Source organism: Pseudarthrobacter sp. TRD_SC_9 (assembly GCF_055361265.1).
In genome coordinates this window covers 1,261,557-1,280,597 of record NZ_CM143956.1, presented here as the reverse complement: position 1 = coordinate 1,280,597, position 19,041 = coordinate 1,261,557, and the positions used below count along the sequence as shown (strand labels likewise).

The following is a 19,041-nucleotide window of genomic DNA, read 5'->3' as shown; positions in this document are numbered from 1 at the left end:
AAACCGCAGGCCGGAGGAACGGTTAGGCTTCACGGATGAGCACGTTGACGTCCATTTGGCCGCTTCACGGCCTCACCCTGACCACGCCCCGGCTGCTACTGAGGCCGATAACTGATGACGACATTCCGGCCTCCGTGGAGGCTGCGCTGAGTGGGATTCACGACGCCGGGAAGAGTCCTTTCAGCGTGCCGTGGGCCGAACTTCCGGCCGGGGAACTGGGACCGGCAATGGCCCGGTGGTATTGGCGGTGCCGGGCGGAGTCCGCACCCGAATCCTGGACTCTGCTGCTGGGGATCTGGCATAACGGCGAATTCGCCGGCCAGGACATCGCAGCCAAGAACTTCGCTACCCTAAAAACCGTCACCACTGGTTCCTGGCTGAAAAAGTCCGCGCAGGGCCAGGGCCTGGGCAAAGAGATGCGCGCCGCCGTCGTACTTTATGCCTTCGACTGGCTGGGGGCAGAGGTGGCTGAGTCTGATGCGGCAGTGTGGAATACTGCTTCACTTGGCGTTTCGCGGTCGCTTGGCTACGAGCTGAACGGCATCCACCGCCACTCCTGGGGCGGCGTTGCCCGCGATGTCCAGCGCGTCCGCGTAACCCCTGCCCTTCTGAAGCGGCCGGACTGGAACCTGGAGGTCTCGGGCCACCAGGCTGCTGCCCGGCTTCTTGGCGCAGGCGCCGAAGGTCCGCTCGCCGGCGCACTGGAGAACGGACCTTCAGGCGACGCCTAGATCTCAGCACCCTCCAGCAATTCCGTCACGAGGGCGGCGATCGGTGAGCGCTCGGACCGGGTCAGGGTGATGTGGCCGAACAGCGGGTGTCCCTTAAGCGTCTCCACCACTGCGGCGACACCGTCATGCCGGCCCACACGCAGGTTGTCGCGCTGGGCGACGTCGTGGGTGAGCACGATCTTCGAGTTCTGGCCAATACGGCTCATCACCGTCAGCAGGACGTTCTTCTCCAGTGACTGGGCTTCGTCCACAATCACAAAGGCGTCGTGCAGTGAGCGGCCGCGGATGTGCGTTAGCGGCATCACCTCGAGCATTCCGCGGTCCATGACTTCCTCCACCACTTCCTGGCTGACCAACGCGCCCAGGGTGTCAAACACAGCCTGCGCCCATGGGTTCATCTTCTCGGCTTCGGAACCCGGCAGGTAGCCAAGCTCCTGGCCGCCCACGGCGTAGAGCGGACGGAACACAATCACCTTGCGGTGCTCCCGCCGCTCCAGGACCGCTTCCAGGCCGGCACACAATGCCAGTGCCGACTTTCCGGTACCGGCGCGGCCGCCGATGGAGACAATGCCGACGCCCGGATCCATCAGCATGTCGATGGCGAGCCGCTGTTCGGCGGACCTCCCATGCAGGCCGAAGACATCCCTGTCCCCCTTGACCAGGCGGACCTGTTTGTCTGCTCCCACCCGGCCAAGGGCCGATCCGCGGTTGGACAGCAGCACCAGGCCTGTGTTGACCGGCAACTCGGCCGCTGCCGGGATAAAGACCGGTTCGTGGCCGTACAGCGTGCCCACCTCGTCCTCTGTGGCGTCCAGTTCGGCAATGCCGGTCCAGCCGGAGTCCTGCACCAGTTCGTTCCGGTACTCATCGGCGGTGAGCCCCATGGCGGAGGCCTTGACGCGCATGGGCAGATCCTTGGAAACCACAGTGACAGAACGGCCTTCGTTGGCGAGGTTCTTAGCCACGGCCAGGATCCTGCTGTCGTTGTCGCCGCTGCGGAATCCGGCAGGGAGCACCTCGGAGGAGATATGGTTCAGTTCCACCATGAGGGTGCCGCCCTCGGAGCCGATGGGCAACGGTTTGTTCAGGCCACCGTGCTGGACACGCAGATCGTCCAGGAGCCGGAGTGCCTTACGGGCGAAATAGCCAAGCTCGGGATCATGCCGCTTGGACTCCAGTTCCGTGATGACCACGATCGGGACAATCACCTCATGTTCGGCGAAGCGCAGCAGCGCCCGCGGATCGGACAGGAGCACGGAGGTATCGATCACGAAGCTTTGGACGCCCGGGTCCCGACCGGAAACAGAAAGACCGGCCGCAGCATCATCTTGTGCTGCACCGGTCCTGGTGGTGGCTCGCTTGGCGCGAGAGGTAGCTTTCTTGCCGCCGTCGGTAGAAACGGTGGGACGCTCTTCAGAAGTAGCCACATCGACTCCAGCCCCGGGCTTCCGCCCGGCTTTGTTATTGGTGAGGCGGCTCGGCCTGGAGGCCGGACGCGGCCTCCCCAACATGAGGTGCGTGAATACGCTCCATGTAGTGGCCTCCCCGATCAGCCGGCGTTAGTGCCTGCTGACGAATACAACGTAAATCCAACGGCCCTAATTTCCGGTTTCATCCCCCGGCGATTCTTGCTGCCGCCGTGTGAATTCGAGGTAAACGCAACCGCCGGGCTTCAGGATCCGAAGCGGCGCTGCCGGCCGGCGTAATCCCGGAGGGCGCGGAGGAAATCGACCTTGCGGAAGGCCGGCCACAGGGCCTCACAGAAATAGAACTCGCTGTACGCGCTCTGCCACATCAGGAACCCGGAGAGCCGCTGCTCACCAGAGGTCCTGATCACCAGGTCCGGATCCGGTTGGCCCCGGGTGTAGAGGAAACGCGAAATGTCCTCCACCGTCAGGGAATCGGCAACATCCCGAAGCCCCACCCCGCGGTCCGCAGCGTCGCGCAGGAGTTCACTGACGGCGTCAACAATTTCCCTGCGTCCGCCGTAGCCCACGGCGACGTTTACGTGGATCTTCTCCTGGACCGGCGTGCGCGCCGTCAGTTTGTTGAGGCGTTCAGCCAGGTAATCGGGCAGCAGTTCCGGGGCACCCATGGCGTGGACCGAGATGTCCGCATCCTCGTCCAGCCGGTCCAGCGTATTTGCGATGATTCCCATCAGCAGGTCCAGCTCTTCGCTGGAGCGGCTCATGTTGTCAGTGGACAGCATGTACAGCGTCACCACTTCAACGCCGAGTTCCTGGCACCAGCCAAGGAACTCGTGAATCTTGTCCGCTCCGGCCTGGTGCCCCTGGCTGGTGGGAGCGTTGAATTGCTTGGCCCAGCGCCGGTTCCCGTCCACCATTACACCGATATGTTTCGGAATCCGATCCCTGGAAAGGCTGCGGAGAAGCCTGCGCTCGTAAAAGCCATAGAGGAGCCCGGGCAGTTCCACGCGGCGGTTCACCTGACTTCCTGGTGTGATGGGCAGTTCCTTCTAGGCTACCGTTTGCTTCCGGCCCGCTGTTCCTACCCACCAGTAACTTACCCGCGCGTAAGTTAGGCTTAATGCATGACGAGCATTCCGCCCAACTTACCTCCCGGAGCCGGCCACGGGCCCCGGGAACCGGAGCGGTCGGGAGCCGTGGACGATGCCGCGGTCCGGATCGCAGAACTCCTCACTATCAAACCCAAATGGCGTGGCTGGATTCACGCTGTCTCCGCGCCGCTGGCCCTGGTTGCAGGCGTGGTGCTGGTGGCTTTGGCGCCCAATGCGGAGCTCCGGGTCGCCAGTGCCGTGTACGCCTTCACCGGCATCCTGTTGTTCGGCGTCAGCGCCGTCTACCACCGGGGCAACTGGTCCCCCGGGGTAAGAATGGTGCTCAAGCGGCTGGACCACACGAACATCATGCTGGTCATCGCGGGAAGCTACACGCCCCTGGCCTGGGCACTCCTGGATCGGCCCAAGGCGGTACTGCTGCTCTGGGTCATCTGGAGCGGAGCGATCCTGGGCGCCCTGTTCCGCGTTCTTTGGACCCATGCGCCGCGATGGCTGTACGTGCCCATCTACATCGCCCTCGGCTGCGGGGCATTGTTCTATTTGCCGGAACTCTTCCAGGCGAACCCCGCCTCAGCCGTCCTTATTTGCGTCGGCGGCGCCCTGTACATCGCCGGTGCCATTTTTTATGCCCTCAAGAAACCCAACTTCAGCTTCGAGCATTTTGGCTTCCATGAGCTCTTCCATGCCTTCACCGTTATAGCCTTCGCCGCGCACTTCGTAGCGATCGCGCTTGCGGTGCTGGGGCAGTCCGGGGCATAGATCCGCAGGGTGCGGCAGGGTTCCACCTGCGGCGCGGCCTGGCTCCGCTGGCGGTTACACGAGCCTGCTAGCGGGAGCCGGGTTCTCCGGGACGGTCTTCGTTCAGATTCCCCATACCCGATTGCGTGCGGTCAACCGGACCTTCGTCGGTGCTCGTACTGTCAATGGCAGCACCCGAGTCTGCCGCCTCCTCGGCTGCGACATCTGCCGCAGCTGCAGCGGCCAGACGCTCCTCCTCCACCTGTGCCCGGTACCTGACGCGGCGCACGCGGCGCACCATATCCACAAGGAGAAGCGTGGTTGCCACCACGAAGAATGCCGTCATGATGAAGCCCAGGGTTCCGGGCGTGATGTCATTCTGGTTGAGACCCGGCCGCAACGTCGGTGATGGCGAGGGCGTGGTGGTGAGGAACACGATCATGTGGTGCAAGGGAAACCTTCTGGAGGATGGACGTCACAGGCCTGCGAACGCAACCCGGAAACCGGGCTGCAACTTCTACGCAGCATAGAAAAGCTGTGTCTATCTTAGCCCGGCGAACAGGTCCTTCTCCGGCAGTTCCGTTTCCACCCGCGACTGGATCAGGGAATAGTCCTCCCAGGGCCAGGCACGGCGCTGCATGTCAGGCGAGACGGCGAAGAAGAACCCCAGGGGGTCAACTTGCGTGGCGTGGGCCCGCAAGGCGTCATCGCGGGCCTCGAAGAAATCTCCGCAGTCGACCTGTGTAGTGGTCGGGTGTGCTGGGGGCGGGGGCATGTGACCTTCGGCGTCGCTTTCCAGCCACGCGGCCAGCCGCTCAGCGTAGGGCGACTGCAGCCCGGCCTCTTCAAGGGCAAAATGCAGGGCGCGGAACCGCTCCGGGCTGAACGCCCTGTCGTAATACAGCTTCGCAGGCTCCCAGGGCTCGCCCACGCCGGGATAGCGCGCACGATCCCCGGCAGCTTCAAACGCTTCAACTGCAACCTTGTGCGCCATGATGTGGTCCGGGTGCGGGTAGCCGCCATTCTCATCATAGGAAAGGATCACGTGCGGCTTGAAGCTGCGGACCAGGCGGACCAGTGGAGCAGCGGCCCGTTCCAAGGGCTGCATGGCGAAGCACCCGGCGGGCAACGGCGGCAGCGGGTCTCCCTCAGGCAGGCCGGAATCCACGAAGCCCAGCCATTGCTGGCGGATTCCCAGGACGCGGGCCGCGTGCGCCATCTCCAGGCGCCGGGCACCCGCCATGTCGCGCTTGGGATGCGGCGCATCTTCCACTGCCGGGTTTTGGATGTCTCCCCGCGAACCATCGGTGCAGGTCGCGACCATAACCTCGACGCCGTTGGCCGCATACATGGCCATCGTTGCTGCGCCCTTGCTCGATTCATCATCGGGGTGGGCATGGACCGCCAGGAGGCGCAGCGGCGCCGGCGTGGAACTGGACGCGGTCATAGGGACGCTTCCTCTTTCTGGTGCCGGAGCCACAAAGGCCGGCGTTCTGTCTGGATGCATGTTTGAGTGGTGGGATTTCAGGCCGATTGATCCCTACTAAACTGGACTGGTGACTTCCCAGGATCGCCCGGCATCATCGTCCGCAAGCACTAGCCTAGCCAATCGTTATGGCCGTCAAAAGCGCGGCCTCAGCGCCAAGGGCAAAAAGGTGGTGGCCGCCGTCGCCCTCGCTATGGGGGTGGGCTTCATGGCATGGATCGCCACGTCAAACGCTACGGACTCCATAACGTTCAAGGACATCAGCTACAGCACGATCGATGCCACGCAAACTGAGGTTGATTTTCAGGTAACCCGGGACTCCAGTACAGCAGTGAAATGCGCCGTGAAAGCCCTGGACTCCAAGTACGCGATTGTGGGCTGGAAGGTTGTGGACGTCCCTGCAGGTGTCGTTGAAGGCAGCACAGACTCCGGCCGGACTGTTGCGCAGCGTGCAGTGGTCCGCACGGAATCGCTGGCGGCCACCGGCGTCGTCGACAACTGCTGGGTGCCTGACACCGCCCCCTGATGTGACAGGTGCCGCCTGGATATTGGGATTCATCCACAGTGTTGACTACAATGGTCTAATACCTTCACCCCGCTGAGCTGGTTACTGAGTTCCACAAGTGGCCACCGTGGCGGGGTGTCTTGCATGTAAGACCATTAGAGGAGAAGTCCGTGTCTACCACCAACAGTCCGTCCGCAGCCTGGCTCACCCAGGAAGCTTTCGACCGTCTGAAGGCAGAGCTGGACCACCTTTCCGGCGCTGGCCGGGCGGAAATCGTTCAGAAGATCGAAGCCGCGCGCCAGGAGGGAGACCTCAAGGAGAACGGTGGCTACCACGCAGCCAAGGAAGAGCAGGGCAAGATCGAAGCCCGCATCCGCCAACTGACTGCCCTGCTCCGCGACGCCCAGGTCGGGGCTGCTCCGGCTGACGACGGCGTGGTGGAACCAGGCATGATAGTCGTCGCCAAGATTGCCGGAGACGAAGAGACGTTCCTGCTCGGCTCCCGTGAAATCGCCGGCGATTCCGATCTCAATGTTTTTAGCGACAAGTCGCCGTTGGGTGCCGCCATCATTGGCCATAAGGAGGGCGACCAGATCTCCTACACCGCCCCTAACGGCAAGGACATCCCCGTGCAGATCATTTCTGCCAAGCCGTACACAGGCTAGCAGCACCAATTTCCATCAGCACAAAAGTCCGGCAGCCCCTCGTTTGGGCTGCCGGACTTTGGTGCTTAAGTTAGCGGCCTGCCGGCGCTCCCCCGGATGCGGCACCCTCCGGCGGATCAGTCAGGATCAGGCGCGTGGCGATGCCGCCACTGGGCTGGCGGGCTTCAACAGCAGTGCAGCAAGCACGCCACCAATGGCACCGCCAAGATGCGCCTGCCAGGAGACATAACCGGCCACTATGGGGAGCGCGCCCAGGAGGATGCCTCCGTAAGTCAGGAACAGGACTGCCGAGAGCAGTATCTGCCACCAGCTCCGGTTGAGGAAGCCGCGGACCAGGAGGAATGCGAACAATCCGAAGACCAAGCCGGAGGCGCCTATCGTCACGCCGCCGCCCAGCAGCCAGACCGCTGTTCCGGAACCAAGCCAGCTCAACCCCAGCGTTGTGACAAATACCCTTGCCCCGGACAGAAAAACCAGGAAGCCGAAGATGATCAGTGGCAGGGCGTTGGAGGTCAGGTGACCAAGATTTGCGTGCAGCAGCGGAAAGGTCAGGATGTCCAGCAAGCCGTCCGGGGTGCGAGGCCGCAGACCGAAGATCAAGTTGAGGCTGCGAAGCGTCAGGAAGTTGATCAGCTCCACGATAAACAACAACGCCACAAAAGATCCCACCACCAGCAAACCCGTTCTTGCGCGCCCTGCCGTATCGGCGGCCGCGCGCGGCCCGCTGGGCCCTGGTCCCGACAACTTCATGGCAGGCCCTAGTGCACCACGATGGGCTGGAAGCCTTCGGCCCGCAGTGCACCGAGCACCTGTTCGCCGTGCTCGTGGCCCTTGGTCTCCAGGTTCACCGTGATGGAGACGTCGCCCATGCTGATGGCACCGCCAACACGGGTGTGGTCCAGCCCGGTTACGTTGGCGTCGTTCTCCGCAATAATCCGGGCAATCGTGGCTAGGGAGCCGGGACGGTCGTCCAGCATCATGCGCACGGTCATGTAGCGGCCGGCGGCGGAAAGGCCCCGCTGGATGACCTTGAGCATCAGCATGGGGTCGATGTTGCCGCCGGACAGGATCACGGCAGTAGTACCGGGGTTTTCGATCTTTCCGTCCATCAGAGCCGCCACGCCAACGGCGCCGGCAGGTTCAACCACCATCTTGGCGCGTTCCAGGAGGAAGATCAGGGCACGGGCAAGTGAGTCTTCGCTGACAGTGACCACGTCGTCCACCAGTTCGCGGATGATGCTGAACGGCAACTGACCGGGGCGGCCTACGGCTATGCCGTCCGCCATGGTGGAAACCTTCTTAAGCGGCACCAGGGCGTCAGCAGCCAGTGACGGCGGGTAGGCAGCTGCGTTCTCAGCCTGGACGCCGATGATCCGGATATCGCGGCCCAATTCCTTCGCCCGGCTCTTGATGGCGATGGCCACGCCGGCCAGCAGGCCTCCGCCGCCGACGCCCATCAGGATGGTATCGACTGTGGGGATCTGCTCAAGGATTTCCAGGCCGACGGTGCCCTGTCCTGCCACCACGTCCACGTTGTCAAAGGGGTGCACGAAAACAGCCCGGGACTCGTTGGCATATCTCTGTGCCTCGGCAAGGGCTTCGTCCACGTTGTGGCCGTGCAGGATCACTTCTGCGCCATGGCTGCGGGTGGCAGCAAGTTTAGGAAGTGCAACGCCCAGGGGCATATAGATCCGGGCCTTGATGCCGAGGCTCTTGGCTGCCACGGCAACGCCCTGGGCGTGGTTGCCTGCCGAAGCCGCCACCACTCCACGCTTTTTCTCTTCCGGAGACAATTTTGCCATCCGGACATAGGCGCCGCGGACCTTGAAGGAGCCGGCACGTTGCAGGTTTTCACACTTGAAGAAGACGTCGCCACCCACCAGCGTGCCCAGCGCGCGCGATGTCTCCACCGGCGTACGGGTAATAATGCCTTCGAGCAGCTTCTGCGCCTCCAGGACATCGTCCAGTGTGACCGGCAGGCTCTCGAGGTTATTCACTAACTATTCTCCTTTGGTGGATGAGTCTCCGGCGGCCTGGCCATCGCCGGGGCCTTCGGTTTCCCGAATGGTGCCCAGGGTTGCCTCCGCTGGCGGATCCTCCGGGTTTGCCGGCACCAGTTCATGTTCCCATGTTCTGGCGGAGATATATCGAATTGAGGTGTTTGCTACGGCGAGGATCGGTACTGAGAACAAGGCGCCGGGAATCCCCGCGAGGTAGGACCCCGCAGCGACGGACAGGATGACGGCCACAGGATGCAGCGAAACTGCCTTACCCATGACGAGAGGCTGCAGGATGTGGCTTTCCAGCTGCTGGACTGCCAGGACGATGGCCAGCATAATCAGCGCGTTCACAGGGCCGTTGGCCACCAGGGCCAAGAGGACGGCAATGGCACCCGTGACCAGTGCACCCACCACCGGAATGAAGGAGCCCAGGAACACCAGGACGGAAAGCGGCAGCGCGAGCGGTACTCCGATGATGGCGGCTCCGGCGCCGATGCCCACGGCATCAACGAAGGCCACGAACATCTGGATCCGCACGTAACTGACCATGGAGGCCCAGCCCCGCCGCCCGGCCCCATAACCCGCCGCCCGCGCCTTACGGGGCAGCATTCGGACCAGGAACGCCCAGATCCGCTCCCCCTCAAGGAGGAAGAAAATCAGGATAAAGAGCGAAAGCACCAGCCCGGCGGCAAAGTGCCCGGCTGTACTGCCGAACGACAACGCACCACTGAGGATGCTGCTGCTGTTGTTCTGCAAGGCGTCGACAGCTTCTTCAATGTAGGTGTCTATTTGCGCGGTGGTGAGATGCAGCGGGCCGTCCGCCATCCACCCCTGGATCTGCTGGATGCCGGCCAGTGCCTCGGACCACAGCTCCCCGAAGCCTGTAACAAGCTGGCGGCCCACCAGCGTCAGGGCACCGGCAATGATGCCCAGGAAGCTGAGGATCGTGATGGCCACGGCCAGTCCCTTGGGGACCCGCTGCTTGGCCAGCCAGTTCACCACCGGCGCCAGCAGTCCCGCCAACAGGGCCGCCACCATCACGGGGATGATAAGGAAGCTGATCTTGCTCAACAGCCAGACCAGGGCGCCTATCATCAGCAAGATCAGCCCAAGTCGCCAGGCCCAGGCAGCTGCAATGCGGATGCCGTAGGGAATGTCCTGTTCAAGTTGCCTGTCGGTGACTACCCGAAGCGGTCCTGCCGGCCCGAACTTCGGCGCAGCTCCCGATGTGGCCCCTGGCATGGGTTTTGAAGCATTTTCCGGAGTCATAGCCCTATCCTTGCGCAGGCTGGTCCCTTTGCGAAACGGCGTCAATGCCCCACGCCATGGTGAATTTCGCGCCGGGCTCCAGCCAGCGGAGGCCCGCGCCGCTGTTGAAGGCATTCGCGGGCCCCGTCATTGGCTCGACAGCCACCACCAGTTCCCGGCCCGGATACTCTGTGGAAACAAAGACATGGACGTAGGCGCAGCTTTCGTCCTGCCAAAGGCTCACGCTGCGCCCATCGTCAGCAACCAGGGTGTGCCGGGCAATACCGCCTTCGAAGGTCAGGCCGGTAAAAGCCGCGTCAAGGCGGATGTTGCGGATGCGCCTGCCCGCGCGGAAATCAAGATCTCCGCTGACCGGCTCTTCCCCGCGCGGAATGAGCCTGCCATCTACGGACAGTGTGGTGCCGGCGTCCACCGTCAACACCAGGTCGGCCACGGGCACGTCGCCGATCCGCAGGTACGGATGGGCGCCCAGGACGAAGGGCGCACGCTTCGCGGAGTCGTTGATCAGGGTCTGGCGCACCACGAGTCCGCCGTCGGACGCCAATGCATACTCCACCTGGTGGCGGACCAGGAACGGGTACCCGTGCTGCGGAAAGATAATGGCCTCAAGCGTCACAGAATCGCTTTGCTGCGCCACAGCGGTATAAGCCGCATTCCTCAAGAGTCCGTGGATGGCGTTGTTCCGGGCCACATCGGTGATATCCAGCTGCTGCTTGCGGCCATCGAGGTACCAGAGGCCGTCCTGGATCCGGTTGGCCCAGGGAGCCAGTGTAATGCCGCAGGCACGAGGCGGAATCTGGTCGTCGCCGTAGGTCTCCGTGAAGAGCGTGCCCGCGACGGTGTACGAACGGAGCCCGGCGGCCAGCTCAGCGATGACGGCGCTGGCCTGGCCGCGCTCCAGCTCAAACTGCCGCCCGGTGGCGGGGCGGTTTACCGCAGGAGTCGCCACGGCGGGGGCTTCAGCATTGGAGGTCGCAGGGGTTTCAGGGGTCATGGGTACAAGCTACAGCGCGTTGCCGTTCCGCTCCAGCTTGACAGGCCTAGAGCCAGCAGTGACTTCTTGGCGTTAAATGTTAGCTTTTGGTAGAAAATATGTTCCCTGTGGTGCCTTATGGCACAATTGTAGTGCTGCCAGTTCCCCGGCCACGCCTCTAAAGGACAAGCACCATGATCAATATCACCGCCACCAGCCTCGCCGACGGCCGGGAACTCATTTACTACGATGACCCCGGAACCCGGACCCCCCGGACTCCTGACTCCGTCGCCGATCTACGGACCCTTCCGCCACGCGGCGAACCCGGCGAGGTCAGGTACGACGCCCTGACCCGGGAATGGGTCGCGGTTGCAGCCCACCGGCAAAGCCGGACCCACCTGCCTCCGGCGGATCAGTGCCCCATTTGCCCCACCACTGCCGGAAATCCGTCCGAGATTCCAGCAGCCAGCTACGACGTTGTGGTTTTCGAAAACCGGTTCCCGTCACTTGGCCCTGCCGTGGGCCATATTCCCCAGGATCCTGCGTGGGGAACTACGGGACCGGCTTTCGGCCGCTGTGAGGTTGTGGCCTTCACTCCGGAGCACACCGGCTCGTTCAGCGGACTCAGTGAAACCCGTGCGCGTACGGTCATTGAGGCGTGGGCGCACCGCACTGAGGTCCTGAGCGCCCTGCCCGGTATCAAGCAGGTCTTCCCGTTCGAGAACCGCGGCGCCGACATCGGCGTCACCCTGCACCACCCGCACGGGCAGATCTATGCCTATCCCTACGTCACTCCCCGCGCCGAAGTGATGGCAGCAGCTGCCCAAAAATTCCATGATGAGGCCAGAGGCCGCTCCACCCTGACCGGTTCGCTCCTCGGCTCAGAACGTGCAGACGGCAGCCGCATGGTCCTCGAAGGCACCAACTTCAGCGCCTACGTTCCCTTCGCCGCCCGCTGGCCACTGGAAGTTCATCTGGTCCCGCACCGCCAGGTCGCCGATCTTGCCGCGCTGACGGGCGAGGAAAAGGATGAACTGGCGGTTGTCTACCTGGAACTGCTCAAGCGCTTCGACGCCCTCTACCCCACCCCCACGCCCTACATCTCAGCATGGCACCAGGCCCCGACGGACGCGGCCTTGCGGCGGTCCGGCTACCTTCATCTCCAGATCACCTCGCCCAGGCGGGCGGCGGACAAGCTGAAGTTCCTGGCAGGCTCAGAAGCCGCCATGGGAGCCTTCATTAACGACACCACTCCCGAAGCCGTGGCTGAGCGGCTTCGAACCGTCCACGTTCCGGCAGGAGCCCCTGCCAATCCCCCGGTTGTGGCCACAGAATCCCCAGAAGGAGCCCTGACATGAGTCATGAAAACAAGCCGGGTGCAATACCTGCGCCGCTGGAGACGGATGCTCTGATCCACCGTTTTGAGGAGACTTTCGGTCGGCTCCCCGACGGGGTCTGGCAGGCACCGGGGCGGGTGAACCTGATTGGCGAACACACCGATTACAACGAAGGTTTTGTCCTGCCCTTCGCCATCGATAAAACGGCACGGGTTGCCGTGGCCGCCAGGACCGATTCGACCATCAGGCTGCTGTCCACCTACGGCGGCCAGGGACTGACGACGGCCGACGCTGCCTCCCTGGACAGCACTTCGGCCAAGGGGTGGACCAGGTACCCGCTGGGCGTCATGTGGGCCCTGCGGCAACGCGGCATCAAAGTACCCGGCATTGACCTGTTGCTGGACTCAGATGTTCCCCTGGGCGCAGGGCTGTCTTCATCGCACGCCATTGAGTGTGCCGTTATTTCGGCACTGAACGATCTTACTGGCGCCGGCCTGCAGGCCGAAGAGATGGTCCTGGCCACGCAGAAGGCGGAGAACGACTTCGTTGGTGCCCCCACGGGCATCATGGACCAGTCGGCGTCCCTGAGGGGCGCCAAAGGGCACGCCGTTTTCCTGGACTGCCGCAACCAGAGGGTCGAGCTGGTGCCGTTCGAGGTTGAACCGGCAAACCTGGTCATGCTGGTCATCGACACCAAAGTGCAGCATTCACACGCCGACGGCGGTTATGCCTCTCGCCGCGCCTCCTGCGAACTGGGCGCCGAGGTAATGGGGGTCCCGGCGCTCCGGGACGTCAGCGTGGAAGACCTGGAGGAGGCGTCCGGACTGCTGGACGAGGTCACTTTCCGCCGGGTGCGCCATGTGGTGATGGAAAACGATCGGGTCCTGCAGACCGTAGAGCTGCTGGCAAACCAAGGCCCCGGCGCCATCGGCGCCCTCCTTGATGCCAGCCATGTTTCAATGCGGGACGATTTTGAGATTTCCTGCCCTGAACTGGACCTTGCGGTAGACGTCTCCCGTGGCCATGGTGCAATCGGCGCCCGAATGACCGGTGGGGGTTTCGGTGGCGCGGCTATCGCCCTCACTCCCGTGGCGGCAGAAGCGGAAGTCCGGACCGCCGTCGTACGTGCTTTCGCTGATGCAGGCTACAGGGAACCGGATATTTTCACCGTTACTCCCGCTGCGGGAGCGCACCGGGTCAGCTAAGTGACGTGGTTCCGGCCAGCAGCACGGCAACAGATACAAGAATGGCCCCGCCGGGGAGGCGGGGCCATTGCTGTTACTGGAGAAAAGTACTACTCGTCGCCGCGCAGAATAGCCAGGAGGCGAATGATCTCCACGTAGAGCCAAACCAGCGTGACCGTCAGGCCGAACGCAGCCGTCCAGGAGAACCGCTCGGGCGCTCCGCTTTTGACTGCGGCTTCAATCGACGTGAAGTCCATGATCAGCGAGAAGGCTGCAAGGCCGATCGCAAAGACGCCAATGAGGATACCGAAAATGCCGCTGCGCAGGCCGAACGGGTTATCCGTTAGGCCTGTCATCATCATGACCAGGTTGAGTACGGAAAACACTGCGTAGCCGATCATGGCGATCATGAAGAAGCGCATGGCCTTGGGCGTAGCGCGGACCTTGCCGCTCCTGAAGAGAATCAGGGTAACGACGAAGACGGACAGGGTGCCAAGAACCGCCTGCAACCCAATACCGCCGTATTGAGCATCGAGGATACGGGTAAGGCCGCCCAGGAAGAGGCCCTCAAGTCCGGCGTAGGCCAGAATCAGCGCCGGTGACGGCTGCTTCTTGAAGGTGTTCACCATGGCCAGCACGAAGCCGCCCAACGCGCCGACGATCATCAGCAGGCTGGCGAGGCCCATGCCCACCACGAAGGTGACGGCTGCACCGGCGAGAACCGCGCCGAGGCACAGAAACGTCTTCATGATGACGTCGTCATAGCTCATCCGGCCGGTGTCCAGCGGACCCGCGGCGGGACGGTTGTACATATCCTGCAGCTGCTCCTGGCTCATGGCCTGGGGCGGCATACCGTACTGGGTCTGGGTGCCGTAGCCGCCCTGGTTGCCATACGGAGCCTGCGGGACAGGCGGTGCCTGGGTGGCTCCACGGAAATTCTTTCCGTTGAAGATCGGGTTTCCGCCAAGTGCCATTGCGGTTTTCCTCCATATAGGTGACGTAGAGAGCGTAAGTACCGTACTTAAGCGAACGTATAGTTCACGGTACCAATTCCCACGCCCTGCCGGGCCCATTGGTTCCCGGGAATTGTGAGCGCAACCCAAATGTGACTCTTCCACGGCCATGCACCAGTTCGCCGGGCATCTGCTAACGCGTATTGGAACAACAAAAGTTTCGCCGGCGTCTCCCCGCAGGATCCGGTCCGCCAGCTTCCAGTTGTTACCCGATCGCGATCTATCAGCAGTTTTTCGGCGCTTTTTTCATCGTTTGCGGCTGTAACATGAGCCAACGGGGTGATGATTCTCACATTTGCATGCGGGAGTCGCCCCCTCTCCGTGCCGTCCGTTCGCAGCGTCCCAACCGGCGCACCCGTTCCACCCCATGTGGAGGTTAACAACTTGAGAAGCGCACCCCAAGGCCCGCCCCGCCGGCGGCCCCGCGGATTGCTTAAGGTGCTGGTAGCCCTTCCGGCCTCGGTCATCGCAATCCTGCTGGTCCTCGCCCCGGCATCGCAGGCGACGTCTCCTGCCCCGTCACCATCCCCCGCGGAGCAGACATTCCAGAACGCCATCAGCGGATTCCTCCGGGATGACACCCGGGCACCGCTCGCTGGCGTAACGATCACTGCCAAAAGCGGCGACTTCACCGGAACAACCGAATCTGCCGAGAATGGCTCCTGGCGGATCGGTGTTCCCACCCAGGGAACATACGAGGTGGAACTGGACGAGTCCACCCTCCCTGAGGGCATCAAACTGGCCGAGGGCCAGGAAAATCCCCGCACCGTGACCTTCAGCCAGACGTCCAACCTCTCAGTAATCTTCGCCTTTGGCGAGGGCATCGTGATGCAGGATAAGAACTTTGGCCAGAACCTGCTCAACCGCCTGGTGGCAGGACTGAGCTTCGGTCTCCTGCTGGCCCTGGCCGCCGTCGGGCTTTCACTGATCTTCGGTACCACCGGGCTCACAAACTTCGCCCATGGCGAGATGGTGACGCTGGGCGCCGTCCTGGTGTTCGCGCTCAATGCCATCGGGCTGCCGTTCTGGCTCACCATTATTCTGGCCATGGTGGGCGGTGGCCTCTTCGGCTACGCCCAGGATGCCGGACTATGGCGCCCGCTGCGGCGCCGGGGCATGAGCCTGGTCCCCATGATGATCGTCAGCATCGGCCTTGCCCTTGCCGTCCGCTACGTCATCCAGCTGTACTTCGGCGGGGCCACCCAGCAGCTGCCTTACGCCCAAAGTGCTGAAGTCCAGATCGGCCCGATCTCCATATCACCGAACAACCTCTGGTCCCTGTTGATCAGCTCTGTTGTCATCACCATCCTGGGCATAGTGCTCCTCAAGACGCGCCTCGGCAAGGCAACGCGTGCGGTGGCGGACAACCCCGCACTGGCTGCCGCCTCCGGTATTGACGTCGACGGCGTCATCCGGCTCGTGTGGATCGTGGGCGGTGTCCTCGCATCCCTGGGCGGCATCCTCTGGGCCTACTACCGCCCCGGCGTTACCTTCGACATGGGCTCCCAAATCCTGCTCCTCATCTTCGCGGGCGTCACCCTTGGCGGCCTCGGCACCGTATTCGGGGCGCTGATCGGCTCCGTAGTGGTGGGCATCTTCGTGGAGCTGACCACGGTCGTCGGACTCGCCGCCGACCTCAAGTACGTCGGTGCCCTTGTCATCATGATCGTTGTCCTCCTCTTCCGGCCCCAGGGAATCCTGGGTCGCCGTGAGCGTGTTGGTTAGGAGACCGCCATGGATTATGGATTTATTTTTTCCAGTGCTTTCGGTGAATTGTTCAGTCCCACGACGGCGGCGTACGCTCTCGCGGCGCTTGGCCTCGCCGTCCACTTCGGCTACTCGGGCCTCCTGAACTTCGGTCAGGCCGGGTTTATGGCCGTGGGCGCCTATGGCTTCGCCATCTCGACGCTGACGTTCGGTGTCCCGTTCTTCGTCGGACTGCTGGTCGCGGTCATTTGTGCCGTCATCTTCGCCCTCATCCTGGGTATCCCCACGCTCCGCCTGCGGGCGGACTACCTGGCCATCGTCACCATCGCGTCCGCAGAAATTGTCCGGTACGTCGTGACCACCAACCAGCTGACGTCGGTCACCGGTTCAGCTAACGGCCTGGCCGCGTTCGAGGGCGACTTCTACCTGCTCAACCCTTTCCCTGAGGGCCTCTATATGGGCATGAACAACCGAGATTTCTTCATCAGGGTGGTGGGATGGTCCCTCGTGGCCGTCTGCTGCGTCCTGGTATGGCTCCTGATGCGCAGTCCCTGGGGCCGCGTACTCAAGGGCATCCGCGAAGACGAAAACGCCGTGCGGTCTCTCGGCAAGAATGTCTACGCCTACAAGATGCAGGCCCTGATCATCGGTGGCGTGCTGGGTGCCCTGGCCGGGATGATTTTCACCCTTCCCCGCGGCGCCGTACAGCCGGCCAACTACGGCACGGAACTGACCTTCTTCCTGTGGACCTGCCTGTTGCTTGGCGGCATGGCTACAGTCCTTGGCCCGGTCGTCGGAGCCATGATCTTCTGGGTGGTCCTGTCCCTGACCCAGAGTTTCCTCTACGGACTCATCGAGTCCGGCGCAATAACCTGGCTGACCACCGTCCAGGCCGGCCAGTTACGGTACATCCTGGTGGGCGTCGCGCTGATGCTCCTGATGATATTCAGGCCGCAAGGCGTCTTTGGCAATAAGAAGGAGTTGGCATTCGCATGAGCACCAGCGGCGAAAACGCCACACACGGTTTCACCGATGAGACGGTCGATTACATGACCGATCCGCGGCCGATCGCGGCCGGAGCCAACACTCCGGGCTGCAAGAAACGCGATCCCATCCTCGTGGCGGAGAACGTCACCCGGACCTTCGGCGGCATTAACGCCGTCGACGTCGAATACCTCGAAATTCCGCGGCACAAGATCACGGCACTGATCGGCCCCAACGGTGCCGGCAAGACCACGCTCTTCAACCTGCTGACGGGTTTCGACGCGCCGAACAGTGGAAAGTGGCAGTTTGAAGGCAACAGCCTCGCTGGCGTTTCCTCCTACAAGGTGGCTCGCATGGGCATGGTGCGCACGTTCCAGCTGACCAAGGTCATGGGCAAGCTCACCGTCATGGAGAACATGCGGCTGGGCGCGTCGAAACAGGCCGGCGAGAGGCTGTCAAAGGCCCTGTTCAAGGGCATCTGGGGCAGCCAGGAAAAGCAGATCACGGCCCAGGCCGATGTCCTGCTGGAGAAGTTCAAGCTGGATGACAAGAAGGACGATTACGCTGCTTCCCTCTCCGGCGGGCAGCGCAAGCTGCTCGAGATGGCACGCTCTTTGATGGTCAGGCCCAAACTGGTGATGCTGGACGAGCCCATGGCCGGTGTGAACCCGGCCCTGACCCAGTCCCTCCTGGACCACATCAAGAACCTCAAATCCGAGGGCATGACCGTACTTTTCGTTGAGCACGACATGCACATGGTCCGTCACATTGCGGACTGGGTGGTGGTGATGGCGGAAGGCAAGATCGTTGCGGAAGGACCGCCCGGCGAGGTCATGAAGGATCCTGCCGTCATTGACGCGTACCTGGGTGCCCACCACGACGTCGACCTCGGCGACGCCGAAGGCATCAAGGAACTCGAGGCCGAACTGGAAGCGGACCAAGAATCGATTGTCGGCACCGACAACGCCGGAATCATAGCCGTGGACACCGTTGTGCAGGGCCACAAGACCGGGCCCAACCGTGCGGATCCGGAACAACCGGGCCGCCACAGCAAGGAGGCAGAATGAGCGCCACCAGCCCGGCAGCGGCCGCCGCTGCGGCACCTGCTGACGACTCAGTCGTCAAAGTCACCAACCTGGTGGCGGGATACCTCCCGGGTGTGAACATCCTGAACGGCTGCAGCATTGAAGCCCGCAAGGGTGAGTTGATCGGAATCATCGGGCCCAACGGAGCGGGCAAGTCCACCCTGCTCAAGGCAATGTTCGGTCTCGTCAAGGTGCACTCCGGTACCGTAGTGGTCCGCGGGAAAGACCTGACCGGTCTGAAGGCCAACAAGCTGGTTACCCAGGGCGTGGGCTTCGTGCCGCAGAATAACAACGTGTTCGCCTCGTTGACCATCGAAGAGAACCTGCAGATGGGCATGTTCCAACGGCCCAAGGACTTTGCCGAACGGTTCGATTTTGTGGCCGGGCTCTTCCCGGAGCTCGCCAAGCGGCGGGCGCAGCGGGCCGGTTCCCTGTCCGGCGGCGAGCGCCAGATGGTTGCCATGGGCCGCGCCCTGATGATGGATCCGGCGGTACTGCTTCTTGATGAGCCCTCGGCCGGTCTCTCCCCTGTCAAACAGGACGAGACCTTCCTGCGGGTCCATGAGATCAACCGTGCAGGCGTATCGGTGATCATGGTGGAACAGAACGCGCGCCGCTGCCTGCAGATCTGCGACCGTGGCTACGTTCTGGACCAGGGCCGCGACGCCTACACCGGTACTGGCCGCGAGCTGATGAAGGATCCGAAGGTCATCCAGCTGTACCTGGGAACACTGGCCGACGATAACTAGGGTTCCGCCAGCAACGCCGTTACTGGCGCAGGTACCGGCAGACCAGACAGGCCCATCGAGACCAGAAAGGGCCGCT

Annotated in this window: 19 protein-coding genes; 10 read left to right on the top strand and 9 right to left on the bottom strand. The window is 62.9% G+C overall.

The features are described from left to right. Positions 1-35 precede the first annotated feature (35 nt). Positions 36-731, top strand: coding sequence for a GNAT family N-acetyltransferase (locus ACWA13_RS06110; protein ID WP_463937261.1), 696 nt, complete (start codon positions 36-38; stop codon positions 729-731). Here ACWA13_RS06110 and ACWA13_RS06105 read toward each other — a convergent pair. Continuing rightward, a complete protein-coding gene (locus ACWA13_RS06105) occupies positions 728-2,158 on the bottom strand; it encodes a PhoH family protein (RefSeq protein ID WP_463937260.1) in 1,431 nt (476 codons plus the stop codon). The two genes, ACWA13_RS06110 and ACWA13_RS06105, sit on opposite strands and share 4 nt — an antisense overlap. Before the next feature lie 245 nt (positions 2,159-2,403). Continuing rightward, on the bottom strand, positions 2,404-3,165 hold the full coding sequence (locus ACWA13_RS06100) for an isoprenyl transferase (protein WP_463937846.1): 762 nt from the start codon (positions 3,163-3,165) through the stop codon (positions 2,404-2,406). Between the two features lie 210 nt (positions 3,166-3,375). Here ACWA13_RS06100 and trhA point away from each other — a divergent pair, with 210 nt between their 5' ends. Then, positions 3,376-4,029, top strand: a complete 654-nt coding sequence (gene trhA / locus ACWA13_RS06095; RefSeq protein WP_463937845.1) for a PAQR family membrane homeostasis protein TrhA — start codon at positions 3,376-3,378, stop codon at positions 4,027-4,029. A 67-nt stretch (positions 4,030-4,096) separates the two neighbouring features. On the opposite strand, the gene ACWA13_RS06090 is transcribed toward trhA, so the two are convergent. Together ACWA13_RS06090 and mca are read right to left on the bottom strand one after the other, a co-directional pair. Then, entirely contained in the window at positions 4,097-4,450 is a 354-nt protein-coding gene (locus ACWA13_RS06090; protein ID WP_463937844.1) for a hypothetical protein, read from the bottom strand. A gap of 99 nt (positions 4,451-4,549) precedes the next feature. Beyond that, positions 4,550-5,455: a mycothiol conjugate amidase Mca gene (gene mca, locus ACWA13_RS06085; protein ID WP_463937259.1), complete on the bottom strand. Its 906-nt coding sequence runs from the start codon at positions 5,453-5,455 to the stop codon at positions 4,550-4,552. 109 nt (positions 5,456-5,564) lie between these two features. Between mca and ACWA13_RS06080 the strand changes: the two genes are divergently transcribed. Together ACWA13_RS06080 and greA are read left to right on the top strand one after the other, a co-directional pair. Next, the gene (locus ACWA13_RS06080; protein WP_463937258.1) at positions 5,565-6,020 is read left to right on the top strand and encodes a DUF4307 domain-containing protein; all 456 of its coding nucleotides are present in this window, start codon (positions 5,565-5,567) and stop codon (positions 6,018-6,020) included. A 149-nt stretch (positions 6,021-6,169) separates the two neighbouring features. After that, positions 6,170-6,664: a transcription elongation factor GreA gene (gene greA, locus ACWA13_RS06075; protein WP_463937257.1), complete on the top strand. Its 495-nt coding sequence runs from the start codon at positions 6,170-6,172 to the stop codon at positions 6,662-6,664. Positions 6,665-6,790: 126 nt separating this feature from the next. Here greA and ACWA13_RS06070 read toward each other — a convergent pair whose 3' ends face one another. From ACWA13_RS06070 to ACWA13_RS06055, 4 genes are read right to left on the bottom strand one after another with little or no spacing between them, the layout of a single operon-like run. Further along, positions 6,791-7,414: a rhomboid family intramembrane serine protease gene (locus ACWA13_RS06070; RefSeq protein WP_463937256.1), complete on the bottom strand. Its 624-nt coding sequence runs from the start codon at positions 7,412-7,414 to the stop codon at positions 6,791-6,793. Between the two features lie 8 nt (positions 7,415-7,422). Then, on the bottom strand, positions 7,423-8,661 hold the full coding sequence (gene ilvA, locus ACWA13_RS06065) for a threonine ammonia-lyase (RefSeq protein WP_463937255.1): 1,239 nt from the start codon (positions 8,659-8,661) through the stop codon (positions 7,423-7,425). A 3-nt stretch (positions 8,662-8,664) separates the two neighbouring features. Continuing rightward, positions 8,665-9,933: an AI-2E family transporter gene (locus ACWA13_RS06060; protein WP_463937254.1), complete on the bottom strand. Its 1,269-nt coding sequence runs from the start codon at positions 9,931-9,933 to the stop codon at positions 8,665-8,667. Between the two features lie 4 nt (positions 9,934-9,937). Next, a complete protein-coding gene (locus ACWA13_RS06055; protein WP_463937253.1) occupies positions 9,938-10,927 on the bottom strand; it encodes an aldose 1-epimerase family protein in 990 nt (329 codons plus the stop codon). Between the two features lie 173 nt (positions 10,928-11,100). Between ACWA13_RS06055 and galT the strand changes: the two genes are divergently transcribed. Next, the gene (gene galT / locus ACWA13_RS06050; RefSeq protein ID WP_463937252.1) at positions 11,101-12,264 is read left to right on the top strand and encodes a galactose-1-phosphate uridylyltransferase; all 1,164 of its coding nucleotides are present in this window, start codon (positions 11,101-11,103) and stop codon (positions 12,262-12,264) included. After that, complete coding sequence (gene galK / locus ACWA13_RS06045; protein ID WP_463937251.1) at positions 12,261-13,448, top strand: galactokinase; 1,188 nt, start codon at positions 12,261-12,263, stop codon at positions 13,446-13,448. The genes galT and galK overlap by 4 nt, the downstream gene beginning before the upstream one ends. A gap of 89 nt (positions 13,449-13,537) precedes the next feature. Here the strand turns inward: galK and ACWA13_RS06040 are convergent, their stop codons facing one another. Then, positions 13,538-14,401 (bottom strand): Bax inhibitor-1/YccA family protein, encoded by an 864-nt coding sequence (locus ACWA13_RS06040; protein ID WP_463937250.1) that lies wholly within the window; start codon positions 14,399-14,401, stop codon positions 13,538-13,540. 423 nt (positions 14,402-14,824) lie between these two features. Between ACWA13_RS06040 and ACWA13_RS06035 the strand changes: the two genes are divergently transcribed. From ACWA13_RS06035 to ACWA13_RS06020, 4 genes are read left to right on the top strand one after another with little or no spacing between them, the layout of a single operon-like run. Continuing rightward, positions 14,825-16,165, top strand: coding sequence for a branched-chain amino acid ABC transporter permease (locus tag ACWA13_RS06035; protein WP_463937249.1), 1,341 nt, complete (start codon positions 14,825-14,827; stop codon positions 16,163-16,165). 9 nt (positions 16,166-16,174) lie between these two features. Next, entirely contained in the window at positions 16,175-17,143 is a 969-nt protein-coding gene (locus tag ACWA13_RS06030; protein WP_463937248.1) for a branched-chain amino acid ABC transporter permease, read from the top strand. Further along, positions 17,140-18,198 carry an ABC transporter ATP-binding protein gene (locus ACWA13_RS06025; RefSeq protein WP_463937247.1) on the top strand — a complete coding sequence of 353 codons (1,059 nt, stop codon included), beginning with the start codon at positions 17,140-17,142 and terminating at the stop codon, positions 18,196-18,198. The genes ACWA13_RS06030 and ACWA13_RS06025 overlap by 4 nt, the downstream gene beginning before the upstream one ends. Next, positions 18,195-18,965 (top strand): ABC transporter ATP-binding protein, encoded by a 771-nt coding sequence (locus ACWA13_RS06020; RefSeq protein ID WP_463937246.1) that lies wholly within the window; start codon positions 18,195-18,197, stop codon positions 18,963-18,965. The genes ACWA13_RS06025 and ACWA13_RS06020 overlap by 4 nt, the downstream gene beginning before the upstream one ends. Positions 18,966-19,041: the final 76 nt, after the last annotated feature.